We start from the raw sequence: 13,788 nt of genomic DNA on the forward strand, positions 1-13,788 counted from the left end.
GCCCCCGCCACGTCCGCGCCGTCGAGCGCCGCACCGCGCGCCGAGGACGCGCACGGCACGCGTCCCCAGCTCCGCCTCGACAGCACCACCGAGGAGGTGTACAGGTACCGCAAGGCGTACGCGGACTGCCTGACGGACAACGGGATGCTGCAGAAGGACGGCAAGTTCACGCCGGCCGAGGAGTCCGCCTACCAGGCCGCACGCAAGGCGTGCCGGGACAAGGTCCCGCTGCTGCCGCCGGAGCTCGACCCGAAGCAGAACCCGCACTACGCGGCCTCCGTGCGCGTCCAGGTGAAGTGCATGCAGGACTACGGCTTCAAGGTCCACCTGGTCCCGGCCCCAGCCTCCGACCCCAACTCGCTCGGCTGGACCTACGACGAGCTCCCCGGGGACGACGTGGACATCGACAAGATCCAGAACGAGTGCCGCGCGAAGGGCTTCGGCGGCGGCGCGGCCCTCACCCCCGGCCCGGCGTGACCCCGCCGGCCAGGTGATCCTCGGCCGCGCGGCCGTCCAGGCCATGAGATCGATCCGGCCGCGCGGCCGTCCAGGTCAGGTGACCGTTCGCGGCGGGCGCCCCTTCCGGTCGCGTGACCCTGGCGCGCGGGCGGGCACCCGGCCCGCGCGCCGGCCTCGCGACGGCTCCCCGGCAGGGCGGGCCCTCAGGGGGTGGCGCGGTCGAGGGCGGCGCCGACCAGGGCGCGGGCCTCGTCCTGCACCTGGGCCAGGTGGTCCGGCCCCCTGAAGGACTCGGCGTAGATCTTGTAGACGTCCTCCGTCCCGGACGGGCGGGCGGCGAACCAGGCGTCGGCGGTGGACACCTTGATCCCTCCGAGGGCGGCGCCGTTGCCGGGAGCCGCGGTCTGCACGGCGGTCACCGGAGCCCCGGCGAGCGTGTCCGCGGGGACGTCGCCGGCCGACAGCCGGGCGAGCACGGCCTTCTGCTCCCTGGTGGCCGGCGCGTCCACCCGCGCGTACGCGGGCTCGCCGAACCGGGCGGTCAGGCCCGCGTAGTGCTCGCTCGGCGACCGGCCGGTCACCGCGACGATCTCCGAGGCCAGCAGGGCGAGGATGATGCCGTCCTTGTCGGTGGTCCAGATGGAGCCGTCGCGCCGCAGGAAGGACGCGCCCGCGCTCTCTTCGCCGCCGAACCCGAGCGAGCCGTCGAGCAGCCCGCCGACGAACCACTTGAAGCCGACCGGCACCTCGTACAGTTCGCAGCCGAGGTCGGCGGCGACCCGGTCGATCATGCCGCTGCTGACCATGGTCTTGCCGACCCGGGCGGCGGACGGCCATCCGGGGCGGGCCGCCCACAGGTAGGAGATGGCGACGGCGAGGTAGTGGTTGGGGTTCATCAGCCCGCCGTCGGGGGTCACGATGCCGTGCCGGTCGGCGTCCGCGTCATTGCCGGTCGACACCTGGTAGGCCGACCTGTTCGCGATCAGCGAGGCCATCGCGTACGGGGACGAGCAGTCCATGCGGATCTTGCCGTCCCAGTCGAGCGTCATGAACCGCCACGCGGGGTCGACCACGGGGTTGACCACGGTGAGGTCGAGCCGGTGCCGCTCGGCGATCTCGCCCCAGTACGCGACGCTGGCGCCGCCCAGCGGGTCGGCGCCGATGCGCACCGAGGCGCCGCGGATCGCCTCGACGTCGATCACCGAGGGCAGGTCGTCCACGTACGAGCCGAGGAAGTCGTACCGCCCGGTGGTCTCGGCCGTCACGGCCCGCGCGTAGGGGATCCGCCGGACCTCCTTCAGGCCGCCGGCGATCAGGGCGTTCGCGCGGTCCTGGATCCAGGAGGTGGCGCCGGTGTCGGCGGGGCCGCCGTTCGGGGGGTTGTACTTGTACCCGCCGTCGGCGGGCGGGTTGTGGGACGGGGTGACCACCACGCCGTCGGCCAGGCCGGCGGTGCGGCCGCGGTTGTGGGTGAGGATCGCGTGCGACACCGCGGGCGTCGGGGTGTAGCCGTCGCGGCTGTCGATCAGGACGGTCACGCCGTTGGCCGCGAAGACCTCCAGGGCCGAGACCCGGGCCGGCTCGGAGAGCGCGTGGGTGTCGATGCCGAGGAAGAGCGGCCCGTCGGTGCCCTGCAGCGCCCGGTACTCGCAGATGGCCTGGCTCGTGGCCAGGATGTGCTCCTCGTTGAACGCCGTGGCCAGGGACGATCCGCGGTGGCCGGAGGTGCCGAAGGCAACCCGCTGCTCCGGGCGGCCGGGATCGGGGTGCAGGCTGTAGTACGCCGTCACGAGACGGGGCACATCGACCAGATCGGACGCCTGCGCCGGCTGCCCAGCGCGCTCGTGCACCATGAGAACTCCTCGCCCCACGCTCGTACCGGTCGGTTGGGCACTACCCCCACGAGATCCGCTTCATACGGATATCGCCGCTCATAGGATGGCGCTCCGGGCCGATGGTACTCAGCGGCGGCGAACGCTCACATCACCCCCATCCCCCGTCCGTCACGGACCTTCGACGACCTTCATCGCCATCCGCCCGGCCTCCTCCACGGCGGCGGGGATGTCGAGGACGGGATAGATGACGTCGCGGATCACCCGGGAGGCGTCGACGACCAGGATGAGGCGCTTGAGCCGCAGGGTCTGCCCGGCACGGAACGTCGGCAGCCGCAGTGCGGCGGCGAACTGCGCGTCCATGTCCGAAAGGAGGGGGAAGGTCAGGCCCTCGCCCGCGGCGAAGGTCTCCTGCTCGTCGGGGCGCTGGGTGCTGACGCCGTGGACGGCGACGCCCTCGGCGGTCAAGGACGGCTCGGCGTCCCGGAACAGCCGGTTCTCCAGCGTGCAGCCGACCGCGCCGGGCAGCGAGCCCCAGGAGGGCGGCAACGGCGCCGGAACTCCGGTCGCCGGGTAGGCGAACAGGACGGTCGCCCGCGCGTCCGCCACCACGTCGAGCGGCCGGGACGCGGCGCCCGGCGCCCGGCCGTCCCCCGGCGGGAGGGTCGCGGGCAGGAGCAGGGGGGCCGGGACGGGCGTGCCGCGCAGCGCGTGGACCCGCGCGGCCTCGGCGCTGTCGGGTTCGGCGGTGCCGGTGAGGGAACCGTCGGCCAGCAGCCAGCGGTCGGCCCAATCCTGCATCGAGATCAGCACCGGGGCCAGCGCCCGTCCGGTGCCGGTGAGCACGTACTCGTGCCGCTCGGGCCCGGTCTGGTAGGGACGCCGTTCGAGAACCTGGTGGTCGGTCAGGTGCCTGAGCCGTTCGGCGAGCACCTTGCGCGAGATGCCGAGCTCGGCCAGCAGCTCTTCGAAGCGGTGGTGACCCCTCGTCACCTCACGCACGATCAGCAGACTCCACCAGTCGCCGATGACCGCGGCCGCCTGCGCGATCGCGCATTGGAGGTCGTGCCCGCGTAGTTCCCGTGCCATGGCGTCACTTTACGCCCTCTGTGAGTCTCTGATAGAAACTCATCAGTTCCTAAAGGAGACTTACATGCTCAGCCCTCCACCCCCTGTCCTGTGGGCGACCTTCCTTCGCACCTGGGCGGTCACCAGACGCGCGTATCCGTGGTCCTACTTCCTCGGCACGCTGATGCTGGGCGCCTTCACCGTCGGGCTCGCCCACCTGGGCCTCGCGGCCATCGGCGGCGGCCGGGTGGCCGGCGACTTCGTCGCCAAGACAGGCTCGGCCGACTACCTGGGGTACATCACCGTCGGCGCGGCCGCGTTCATGTTCACCACGCACGGCATCCTCTGGGTGGCCAAGGCGCTCATCCAGGAGCAGCGCGAGGGAACGCTCGGAGCGCTTCTCATCGCGCCGGCCGCCCGCGTTCCCTACCTGCTCGGCTTCGCCGCGTTCGCCTTCACCGCCATAGCCCTGGAGGTGGCCGTCCTGCTCGCCTGCGCGCTGGCGCTCGGGGCGCGCCCGTCCGCGACCGGCGCGACCGGCGCGCTGGTGGCGCTGCTCACCCTCGGCGTGGCGGTGTTCGGCATGTCCATGGTGCTGACCGCCGTGATGATCACCGCCGGCGAGGCGCACATCACGCAGAACACCGTCTTCCTCGCCATCGCCCTGCTGTCCGGCTTCACCTTCCCCCGCGATGACCTGCCGGCCGCCCTCCAGTGGCTCGGCGAGGCGGTGCCGACGACCGCGGCCATGGACGTCGTGCGCGGCGTCTTCACCAGCGGCGCGGGGGTGCCGCCGGGCCGGCTCGCCCTCGCCCTCGCCCTCGGCTGCGCCTACATCGCCGCCGGACTGCTGTGGCTGCCGCGCGCCGAACGGCGCGCGATGGAAAGGAGCTACTGACAATGATCGAGACCGAGTCCCTGCGCAAGGAGTTCCGCACCGGCGGCACGAACCTGATCGCCCGCATCGGCCGCGTCGGCCGCTCCCGGCGGGCCGGCGTCGCTGGGCGTCCCGCGGACGCCGGACACGCCGCGACGAAGACGGCGGTGGACGGGCTGACGCTCGCGATCCCGCCGGGCCGGGTGACCGGCCTGCTCGGGCTGAACGGCGCGGGCAAGACCACGACCATCAAGATCCTCGCCACGCTGCTGCGGCAGACCTCCGGCACGGTACGGGTGGACGGCCTGGACCCGCTCGAGGAACCGAACGCGGTGCGCCGCAGGATCAACCTCATCGCGGGCGGCGAGCGCATGGTCTACGCCCGGATGACCGGCCGGGAGAACCTGTGGTACTTCGGCCAGCTCTACGACGTGCCGCGCGGCGTGCTCACCGGCCGCATCGACGAGCTGCTCGCCCTGGTCGGGCTGACCGGCGCCGCCGACACCCTGGTGGAACGCTACTCGCGCGGCATGGCCCAGCGGCTGTCCATCGCCCGCGGGCTGATCAACGATCCCGCCTACCTGCTGCTCGACGAGCCCACCCTGGGGCTGGACGCGCCGATCGCCCGCGACCTGCGCCGCGTGGTCGCCCGCCTCGCGCGCGAGGGCAAGGGCGTGCTGCTCACCTCCCACTACCTGACCGAGGTGGAGGAACTGTGCGAGCACGTGTACGTGATCGGGGACGGCAGGCACCTGACCGAGGGCAGCCCCGCCGAGCTGACCGCGCGGACCGGCTGCCACCGCCGGGTGCGGGTCACGGTCGCCGGCCATTCCCCGGGGGTCGAGTCCGCGGTGGCCGCCTTCGCCGGGCGGCTCGGCACGGCCGCCACCGTCGCGCTGGCCGAGAACGGGGACATGACCGTCTCCATGAGCCATCCCGACGAGATCGCCGGCCCGCTGACCATGGCGATCGTGGACGCGGGCGGCACCCTGGCCGGCCTCACGGTGGCCGAGCCCTCCCTGGAGGACGCCATCCTCGCGCTCAACGACGAGGCGGGGCTGGTCACCGCGTGAACGCCATGGAACCCCGCCGCCCTCCGCGGCGCGACGCCCTGCGACCGCACGAAGTCCTGATGTACGGGATGAGCCCGCCGCAGCGTCCCGGCGGCGAGCCGCACCCTGCGCGGCCGCGTGCCCGCGCCGGTGACGGGACGCCGCCGCGCCGGCCGTGGCGTGGCGGTCCAGCGCGTCCACCGGCCCGCCCTGTCCGGCGCGGCTCGCGGGAAAGGACCCGGCCCATCAGGCACACCGCCAAGGTGTTCAGGGCCGAGGCGCTCAAGCAGCACCGCCGCGTCTTCGGCAGCAAGCTCGTCGTCTTCTCGATGCTGATCTGGCCGCTGATGCAGCTGGCCGCGGCCTACTACACGGTGCGCCCGCTCGCGGCGACGCCCGGGATCGCCGAGCGCTGGCCGCTCGCCGCCGACCCCGAGCGGCTGCTGGCGTTCCTGGCCACCGGCACGCTCGGGTTCACCTTCTTCTTCTCGCTCGTCCAGTCGGCCTGGCACTTCTCGTTCGAGCGGGTGACCGGCACGCTCGAGCTGCTGTTCCTGTCCCCCGCCAACCGGCTGGCGATCGTCGTGGCCAACGGCTTCGGCGCGCTGGTGCAGAACGCCTGGCTGTTCACCTGCTTCATGACGGCGATGCTCACCGCGCTGGAGGTGGTCCACGTCGCCCACCCGGCCATGTACGCGGTGGTCTTCCTCGCCCTGCTGGCGCCGGCCGTCGCCTGGGGCGCGTTCCTCAACAGCCTGTTGATCTTCTCCAGGGACTCGGCGTTCCTCTACACGCTGCTCGACGACCCGATGTGGTTCGCCGCCGGGGTTCGGCTGCCGCTGTTCGCGCTGCCGGGCTGGATACGGGCGTTCGGCTCGGTGCTCCCGCTCACCGGCAGCCTCGTCGTGGTCAGGGGCGCGCTGCTGGACGGGCGGACGCTGACCGAGCTGGCGCCCGACCTGCTGGCGCTGGCCGCGCTGTCGGCGCTGCTCGTGCTGGCCGCCGTCGTGGCGCTGCGCCTCGGCGAGGCCGGCGCCCAGCGCACCGGCCGCCTCAAATTATTCTGATCGATGCCGTCCCCCTCGCGGCGCCGCCCCATTCCCGAGGTCGAGGCCCCCTGTCGCGCCTTCTCCCACGCCCGGAGTTACCATGTACATCCCCCGGCATTTCGCCGCCCCCGACCCCGCCGCCGTCACCGAGCTGCTGGACCGCGCCGGAGCCTCGGACCTGGTCACCATGACTCCGCACGGCATGATCGCGACCCTCGTGCCGTTCGTGTTCGATCCCGCCGCCGGCGAGCAGGGCGCCCTCCTCGGGCACCTCGCCCGCAACAACGACCAGTGGCGGCACGCCTCCGGCGACACCGAGGCGCTGGTGATCGTCCGCGGGCCGGACGCCTACGTGACGCCGTCGTGGTACGCCACCAAACGCGAGCACGGCCGCGTCGTCCCCACCTGGAACTACGTGACGGCGCACGTCTACGGCAGGCTGGTGGCGCACGACGACCCGGCCTGGACCGAGGCGCTGGTCAGGCGTCTGACCGTCAAGCACGAGTCGGCCCGCCCCGTCCCCTGGTCGGTGGACGACGCGCCCGAGGCCTTCGTCAAGGGCCACCTGCGGGCCATCGTCGGCATCGAGGTCGTCATCACCCGCGTCGAGGCGAAGTGGAAGCTCGGCCAGAACCGCTCCCCCGAGGACGCCGACGGCGTCATCACGGGCCTGCTCGCCGGCACCGAGGCCGACCGCGCCACCGCCGCCGCCATGCGCGAGGCGACCGCCGAGCGCTGAGAGCGCCGAGCGCGCCGGGGCGTCGTCCGGACGCGGGCGGCGTCAGGCCGGGCCCTGCTCCAGGTGGCGTTCCAGGGACTCGATCTTGGAGGTCATGCCGTCGGTCACGCCCCGGCGCATGTCGGCCTTGAGCACCAGGCTCACCCGGGGGGCCACCTCGGCGACCGCCTCGACCGCGCGCCTGACGACGTCCATCACCTCGTCCCACTCGCCCTCGACGGTGGTGAACATGGCGTCGGTGCTGTTGGGCAGGCCGCTCTCGCGGACCACGCGCACGGCCCTCGCCACCGGTTCCGCCACGGCCTCGCCCACGCCGAGGGGGGTCACGGAGAAAGCTACGATCATCTACACATTGTCGAGGGCGACCAGCGGCGCCGCGTACCCGGGTACCCGGCCGGGCAGCTTCCACGGCTCGTGCACCGACGCGGCGGGCAGACCGGCCAGCTCCGGGACGTACCGCCGGACGTACTCGCCCTCCGGGTCGAACCTCTTGGCCTGCCGCACGGGATTGAGCACGCGGTTCGGCCGGGTGTCGTTTCCGGTGCCGGCCACCCACTGCCAGTTGCCCCAGTTGTCCGGAATGTCGGCGTCAAGGAGCAGGTCGGCGAAGTGCTCGCCGCCGATCCGCCAGTGGACCCTCAGCCGCCGGGTCAGGTAGGAGGCCGTGATCATGCGGGCGCGGTTGTGCATCCACCCCTCGGCCGCGAGCTGCCGCATGCCCGCGTCGACGACGGGAACCCCGGTCATCCCCTCGCGCCACGCCTGGGCGGCGTCCCCGTCGCCGTTCCAGTCGACCTTCCGCTCCCGGTAGTCGCGTCGCGGCAGGTCCGGGAAGGCGAGCGCGACCTGGTAGTAGAAGTCGCGCCAGCAGAGCTGGCGGACGAACTCCTCGCCGCCGCACCGGCCCAGCGACCTGGCGGCCACCTCCGACGGCGACACGCAGCCGAAGCGCAGGTACGGGCTGAGCATGGACGTCTTCTGTCCCGCCAGATCGTCGTGGCCGGCGGCGTACCCGGCGAGGCCGAGCGCCAGCCAGTGCTCCAGCCGCCACCGGGCCGCCGTCTCGCCGCCCCGCAGCGACCCGTGCGGCGGACGCGGCGGCGCGGGCAGTTCGCCCGGCTCGGCCTCCGGCGGCAGCCGGATCGCGTCCGGCGCCGGCAGCACCGGCCGGTGGCCGATCCTCGTCCAGGCCCGCCAGTACGGGGTGAACACCCGGTAGTGGTCTCCGCCGGCGGGGCGCAGCGCGCCGGGCGGCACGACGGTGACTCCTGGGAACAGCCGCAGGAGCAGCCGCCGGGCGGCGCACGCCTCCGCGAGGCGGCGTTCGCGCCGGCGGGCGTACGCGCTGACGTCCGCCGAGGTGAACACGCCGTCCGCCCGCACCAGGGCCGCCAGCCGGATGGTCTCCTCCACCGGATCGCCGCTGCGCACCACCAGGTCGCCGCCGAGGCGGCGCAGTGACGAGCGCAGGTCGTGCAGAGCCTCGTGCAGGAAACCCTGCCGGCCTCGTGCCCGTATGCCCGGATCCAGTACGAACAGCGGCACGACCGACCGGGCCAGCGCGCACGCCTCGGCCAGCGCCGGGTGGTCGTTCACGCGAAGGTCCCTGGTCAGCAGCACGATGACGGTGTCCACACCCGTGCCTTCGCACGAGCGTCCGCGATCGGTTGCCCGTTCCACCGCCCATGTGAGGGCAGGGAGGAAGTTGGGGGAAACGGGGGGCGGCATTGACGAGGGGTTGGTTGTGCCGGGCCGAGGAGGCGCATTGAATAGGTTTTGAGTAGATTTCTCGATGAAGGTGATCTCAATGACCGGCACACTCGGCATCAGGTTGGCACGTGGCGACGAGGCCGCGCTGGCGGAGTGCTATCGCGCTCACTCCGCCTTGGTGGCCGCCTACCTCCGTAAGTTCGTCCCCGTGCAGGACGTCGAGGACGTGCGGCAGGTGGTCTTCTCCGAGGTGTGGCGCTCGCGGCACCGGTACGACCCGGGCCGCAGCCTGGAGGCCTGGCTGCTCGGCATCGCCCGCAACCGGGCCATCGACCACCTGCGGGTGCGCACGCTCACGACGGTCCCGCTGGACAGTGTGTGCGAGCCCGCGGACGGGGACGGCCGGGACACCGCGGAAGAGCTGGGCAGGCGCGACCAGATCCAGCGCGCGCTCGCGGTGCTGCCCGGGCCGCAGCGGGAGGCCATCGAGCTGGCCTACTACGCCCACCTCACCCAGCGCGAGATCGCCGAGCGGCTCGACGTGCCGCTCGGCACCGTCAAGGCCCGCACGGCTCGCGGCCTGCATCGGCTCTCGACCCTGCTGTCCCCGCTCGCGGCCTGACAGGCCGGGGCCCGCGTGGCCCCCGCCGTTCAGGCCAGGCGGACGACGGTGAGCGAGTGCGGCGGGAGGGAGAGGCCTTCGTCGGCGAAGGAGACCTTCGGGTCGGAGGCGAGCACGATCGCGCCGGATTCGACGGGGACCGTCGCCGGCGCGTCGCCCAGGTTGGCGGCCACGCGGTGGGCGCCCCGGTGGACGACGATCCAGCGACCTTCCTCGCTCACCTCGACGGAGACCCGGTCGAGCCGCGGGTCGGCGAGGTCGGGGCACGATCTGCGCAGCGCGATGAGGTCGCGGTACCAGTCGAGCAGTTCGGCGTGTCCTTCGGACGACGGTTCGCTCCAGTCGAGCTTGGAGCGGTGGAACGTCGCCTCGTGCTGCGGGTCGGGGGCCTTTGCGCCCCAGTCGTCGTAGCCGAAGCCTACGAACTCGCGTTCCCTGCGCTCGCTCTCGCCCTGCGCCAGGTGCGGCTCCTCGTGGTCGGTGAAGAACAGGAACGGCGCGCTCGCCCCCCACTCTTCGCCCATGAAGAGCATCGGGGTGAACGGCGAGGTCAGCAGCAGGCCGGCGCCGACCCTGAGCGCCTCGGGCGGCAGCCGGTCGCCCATCGCCCGGTTGCCGATCTGGTCGTGGTTCTGCAGGGAGCACACGAACCGGTGACCGGGGACGCGCAGCCGGTCGACCGGGCGGCCGTGGGTGCGCCCCCGGAAGGTGGAGTAGGTGCCGTCGTGCAGGTAGGCCGAGGTGAGCACCTTGGCCAGCACCTCCATGGACCCGAAGTCGCAGTAGTACCCGTGCCGCTCGCCGGTGAGCGCCGAGTGCAGGGCGTGATGGACGTCGTCGTCCCAGGTGGCGGCCAGGCCGTAGCCGCCGGCCTCGCGCGGGGCGGCCAGGCGGGGGTCGTTCAGGTCGGATTCGGCGATCAGCGTGAGCGGCCGTCCGAGCGCGGCCGACAGCGCGTCGACCTCGACGGCGAGCTCCTCCAGGAAGTGGACGGCCCGCTTGTCGTGGAAGGCGTGCACGGCGTCCAGGCGCAGGCCGTCGATGTGGTAGTCGCGCAGCCACTGCAGGGCGTTGCCGATGAAGTAGCGGCGTACCTCGTCGGACTGCTTGCCGTCCAGGTTGATCGCCTGCCCCCAGAAGGAGGACGCCGACTCGTGGAGGTAGGGCCCGAACTGGGCGAGGAAGTTCCCCGACGGGCCGAGGTGGTTGTACACCACGTCGAGCAGCACCCCGAGCCCCGCCTGGTGGCAGGCGTCCACGAAGCGCTTGAGCCCGTCCGGCCCGCCGTACTCCTCGTGCACGGCGTACAGGTCGACCCCGTCGTACCCCCAGTTGTGCCGCCCGGGGACGGGCGGGACCGGCAGCAGTTCGACGAAGTCGACGCCGAGCGCGACCAGGTGGTCCAGCCTGCCGATCGCCGCGTCGAAGGTGCCCTCGGCGGTGAACGTGCCGACGTGCAGCTCGTAGATCACCGAACCGGGCAGGCCGCGGCCGCGCCACGCGCCGTCGCCCCAGGTGTGCCGGTCGTGCTCGTAGACCCGGCTCGGCCCGAAGACGCCGTACGGCTGACGCCGCGTCCGCGGATCGGGGAACGCCTCGCCGCCGTCGACGCTGAAGGCGTAGTCGGTGCCGTGCGTGGCGCCGGGCACCTCGGCCGACCACCAGCCGCCCTCGCCGCGGGCCATCTCGTGCCGCTCGGACCTGTCGATCTCAACCTCGACGCGACCTGCCGCCGGCGCCCAGACCTCGAACATGTTCCTCCCCGTGGTGTCGGCGGCCCCGCGGCGTCCGCGGGGCTCGCCTGCTATTCCTTTTCCAGCAACGCCACGGGATAACGCCCGAGCAGGTGGGCGAGTGGAATGCGGCCGGTGTGCCTCGCGCCGGTGAGCAGGTCGCGCCAGCCGCCCGGCGGCAGCGTGACGGTCGCGCCGTCCCAGCCGCCGCGCCGCGAGAGGCCCGCGGGCAGCCGCGTGACCACCGCCACGGCCCGGTCGCCGCGAGCGAAGGCGACCGCGTGGTCGCGGCCCGCGCCGTCCTCGCCGGTGGAGATCGGGATGTAGGGCGCCTCGGGGTCGAGCCTGGCGCGCAGCCGCAGCGCCGAGGAGGTGACCAGGAGCTTGGCGGCGTCCCAGCCGCCGGCTTCGGGCGCGTCGAGCAGCGAGCGCCGGTAGGCGAAGTCCACCGGGCGCCGGTTGTCGGGGTCGACCAGCGAGAAGTCGGTGGTCTCGCTGCCCTGGTACACGTCGGGGATGCCGGGCATCATGAGCTGGACCAGCTTCTGTCCCAGGGAGTTGACCTGGGCGTACCGGTCGACGCGCTCGGTGAACGCCGCGATCGACGGGCCGCAGGCGTCGATCGCCCGCGCCGCGAAGTCGCGCACGCCCTTCTCGTAGGCGGCGTCCGGGCTGATCCACGAGATGGAGGTCTTGGCCTCCCTGGCCGCCTTGTACAGGTAGTCGCTGAAGCGCTCGACGCTGATCGGCCAGGCCGCCATGAGGTTCTGCCAGGCGAAGTAGTCGAGCTTGGGGTCGAAGGAGACCTGCTCGGACCAGCCGGCGACCGCCTCGGCCCACTCGCCGGGCAGCTCGGACAGCACGGCGAGCCGGGCGCGGACGTCCTCCGAGCGCTTGGTGTCGTGCGTGGAGAGCGTGGTCATCGTGTACGGCGCCATGCCGGCGCAGTACGCGTGGAACTCCTCGGCGGAGACGGCGAACCGGTCGGGCTCGCCGCCGACCTCGTTCAGGCAGGCGAGGGGGTACCAGCGGTACAGGGCGGTGTCCTCCACGCCCTTGGCCATGACCGGGCCGCAGGTCTGCTGGAACCGGACCACCGTCTCGGCCGGTCCTGACAGGACCAGCTCGACGGCCCGCTCGACCGCGGCGGGGTCGGCGTGCCGGGCGGCGCGCGAAGCGGCCTCGCGGAGCACCCGCACGGTCTCGGCGGGCGGCCGCTCGCCGGGCACGGCGTACGCGCGGTACACCGGCATCGCGGCGAGCAACTCGGTCATCGCCTCGCGCAGGTCTGGGGTCTCGCGGGTCAGCCGCTCGACCTCCCCGGTGAAGAACTGCGCCAGCACCTGCCTCTTCGCCTCGTAGCGCACGGTGTCGTAGTCACGGGGGAAGGCGGTGTGCCCTGTGAACAGCTCGACGAGCGGCTCGGCGCCCGCCGGGTCGACGAACAGCCTGGTCACCATGTTGAGCGCGTCGTACCCGGTGGTGCCCTCGCACGCCCAGTCGTCCGGCAGCCGCTCGTCGTCGATGAGGATCTTCTCGGCGACCGTCCACACCGGGGCCCGCTCGCGGAGCCGCGCGAGGTAGCCGCGCGGGTCGGCCAGCCCGTCGGGGTGGTCCACCCGCAGCCCGCTGATCACGCCCTCGGCCACCAGCGAAAGGATCACCTCGTGGGTCGCCTCGAAGACCTCGGGATCTTCGACGCGCAGCCCGATCAGCGAGGAGACGTCGAAGAACCGGCGGTAGCCGGGCGGCTCGCGCCACTGCACGAGCCGGTAGTGCTGCTCGGAGAGGCGCCCGCCGCTGCCCGGCCGCACCGGGAACTCGTGGTCGTAGTAGCGCAGGACGTCGCCGTCGGCCACCACCTCGGCCTCGACGTCGGTGTCGCCGCCCAGCACCGGCATGGCGACCTTGCCCCCGCCGCCGGACCAGTCGATGTCGAACCACCGCGCCGACTCGGCCTCGGGACCGTGCGCGAGCACGTCCCACAGGCGGGCGCTGCCGGACTCGGGGACCGGCACGGTCATGTGGTTCGGCACGATGTCCACCACCAGCGGCAGCCCCGCCGCCGCCAGCTCGCGCAGCGCGTCCACCCCGCCGAACTCCGCCCTGACCCGGGTGTGGTCGGTCACGTCGTACCCGTGCTGGGACGAGGACACCGCCTGGAGGATCGGCGAGAGGTAGAGGTGGCTCACCCCCAGCTCGGTCAGATAGCCGACCAGGGCCTCGGCCTCCCGAAACCCGAAGCCGGGAGTGAGCTGCAGCCGGTAGGTCGCCGTGGGCTTGGCCGGTTGGGTCACGTCGTGTTCCTTAACGAGTGTCGGTCGGGCGTGCCTCAGGTGTCGCGACGCCGCGCGCGGACTCCCTGCGGAGGTGTTCCGCGCGGCGCGTACACCGTGCGGCGTGATCAGGCGCGGCGCAGCACCCGGACCGATCGGCCTGCCACCGGCACCTCCTCCTTCGCGCGGTACAGCTTGGTGTCGATGGCGATCGGCACCGCGGTGTCGATCTCGGGGACCCACGCGTCACCGAAGTCCTTCGGGATGGTGAAGCGGATGGTCTCGTGGTGGGCGTTGAACATCAGCAGGAACGAGTCGTCGACGACCCGCCGGCCGCGGCGGTCGGGCTCGGTGATGGCCTCGCCGTTGAG

At 72.8% G+C, this 13,788-nt stretch carries 12 protein-coding genes and 1 pseudogene; 6 read left to right on the forward strand and 7 right to left on the reverse strand.

The features are described 5' to 3' along the window. Window positions 1-477 (forward strand): hypothetical protein (locus tag ACFO60_RS40205; RefSeq protein ID WP_380852616.1); only part of this gene is annotated, 477 nt, incomplete at its 5' end. Between the two features lie 185 nt (window positions 478-662). Here the strand turns inward: ACFO60_RS40205 and pgm are convergent. Both pgm and ACFO60_RS40215 read right to left on the reverse strand, forming a co-directional pair. Beyond that, window positions 663-2,312 (reverse strand): phosphoglucomutase (alpha-D-glucose-1,6-bisphosphate-dependent), encoded by a 1,650-nt coding sequence (pgm, locus tag ACFO60_RS40210; protein ID WP_380852619.1) that lies wholly within the window; start codon window positions 2,310-2,312, stop codon window positions 663-665. A gap of 150 nt (window positions 2,313-2,462) precedes the next feature. Continuing rightward, window positions 2,463-3,380 (reverse strand): winged helix-turn-helix transcriptional regulator, encoded by a 918-nt coding sequence (locus tag ACFO60_RS40215; RefSeq protein ID WP_380852622.1) that lies wholly within the window; start codon window positions 3,378-3,380, stop codon window positions 2,463-2,465. 64 nt (window positions 3,381-3,444) lie between these two features. On the opposite strand from ACFO60_RS40215, the gene ACFO60_RS40220 reads away from it, so the two are divergent. The 4 genes from ACFO60_RS40220 to ACFO60_RS40235 all read left to right on the forward strand — a co-directional run bounded on the left by ACFO60_RS40220 (window position 3,445) and on the right by ACFO60_RS40235 (window position 7,076). Next, window positions 3,445-4,257, forward strand: a complete 813-nt coding sequence (locus ACFO60_RS40220; protein ID WP_380852625.1) for an ABC transporter permease — start codon at window positions 3,445-3,447, stop codon at window positions 4,255-4,257. Between the two features lie 2 nt (window positions 4,258-4,259). Next, window positions 4,260-5,309, forward strand: coding sequence for an ABC transporter ATP-binding protein (locus ACFO60_RS40225; RefSeq protein ID WP_380852628.1), 1,050 nt, complete (start codon window positions 4,260-4,262; stop codon window positions 5,307-5,309). Window positions 5,310-5,551: 242 nt separating this feature from the next. Continuing rightward, entirely contained in the window at window positions 5,552-6,355 is an 804-nt protein-coding gene (locus tag ACFO60_RS40230; RefSeq protein WP_380852630.1) for an ABC transporter permease, read from the forward strand. Between the two features lie 82 nt (window positions 6,356-6,437). Beyond that, window positions 6,438-7,076 carry an FMN-binding negative transcriptional regulator gene (locus tag ACFO60_RS40235; RefSeq protein WP_380852633.1) on the forward strand — a complete coding sequence of 213 codons (639 nt, stop codon included), beginning with the start codon at window positions 6,438-6,440 and terminating at the stop codon, window positions 7,074-7,076. A 42-nt stretch (window positions 7,077-7,118) separates the two neighbouring features. Here the strand turns inward: ACFO60_RS40235 and ACFO60_RS40240 are convergent, their stop codons facing one another. Both ACFO60_RS40240 and ACFO60_RS40245 read right to left on the reverse strand, forming a co-directional pair. Further along, window positions 7,119-7,421, reverse strand: coding sequence for an MTH1187 family thiamine-binding protein (locus ACFO60_RS40240; RefSeq protein ID WP_380852636.1), 303 nt, complete (start codon window positions 7,419-7,421; stop codon window positions 7,119-7,121). Then, complete coding sequence (locus ACFO60_RS40245) at window positions 7,422-8,711, reverse strand: cryptochrome/photolyase family protein (protein WP_380852639.1); 1,290 nt, start codon at window positions 8,709-8,711, stop codon at window positions 7,422-7,424. It abuts the gene before it with no gap. A 172-nt stretch (window positions 8,712-8,883) separates the two neighbouring features. On the opposite strand from ACFO60_RS40245, the gene ACFO60_RS40250 reads away from it, so the two are divergent. Continuing rightward, the gene (locus tag ACFO60_RS40250) at window positions 8,884-9,408 is read left to right on the forward strand and encodes an RNA polymerase sigma factor (protein ID WP_380852642.1); all 525 of its coding nucleotides are present in this window, start codon (window positions 8,884-8,886) and stop codon (window positions 9,406-9,408) included. Between the two features lie 29 nt (window positions 9,409-9,437). Here ACFO60_RS40250 and treZ read toward each other — a convergent pair whose 3' ends face one another. The 3 genes and pseudogenes from treZ to ACFO60_RS40265 all read right to left on the reverse strand — a co-directional run. After that, window positions 9,438-11,162 carry a malto-oligosyltrehalose trehalohydrolase gene (gene treZ / locus ACFO60_RS40255; RefSeq protein ID WP_380852645.1) on the reverse strand — a complete coding sequence of 575 codons (1,725 nt, stop codon included), beginning with the start codon at window positions 11,160-11,162 and terminating at the stop codon, window positions 9,438-9,440. A 50-nt stretch (window positions 11,163-11,212) separates the two neighbouring features. Continuing rightward, a complete protein-coding gene (treY, locus tag ACFO60_RS40260) occupies window positions 11,213-13,438 on the reverse strand; it encodes a malto-oligosyltrehalose synthase (protein ID WP_380852648.1) in 2,226 nt (741 codons plus the stop codon). Window positions 13,439-13,545: 107 nt separating this feature from the next. Continuing rightward, window positions 13,546-13,788, reverse strand: a pseudogene (locus tag ACFO60_RS40265) (glycogen debranching enzyme); the annotation flags it as partial.

The sequence above is a fragment of the Sphaerisporangium dianthi genome (genome assembly GCF_042654065.1).
Classification (GTDB): domain Bacteria; phylum Actinomycetota; class Actinomycetes; order Streptosporangiales; family Streptosporangiaceae; genus Sphaerisporangium; species Sphaerisporangium dianthi.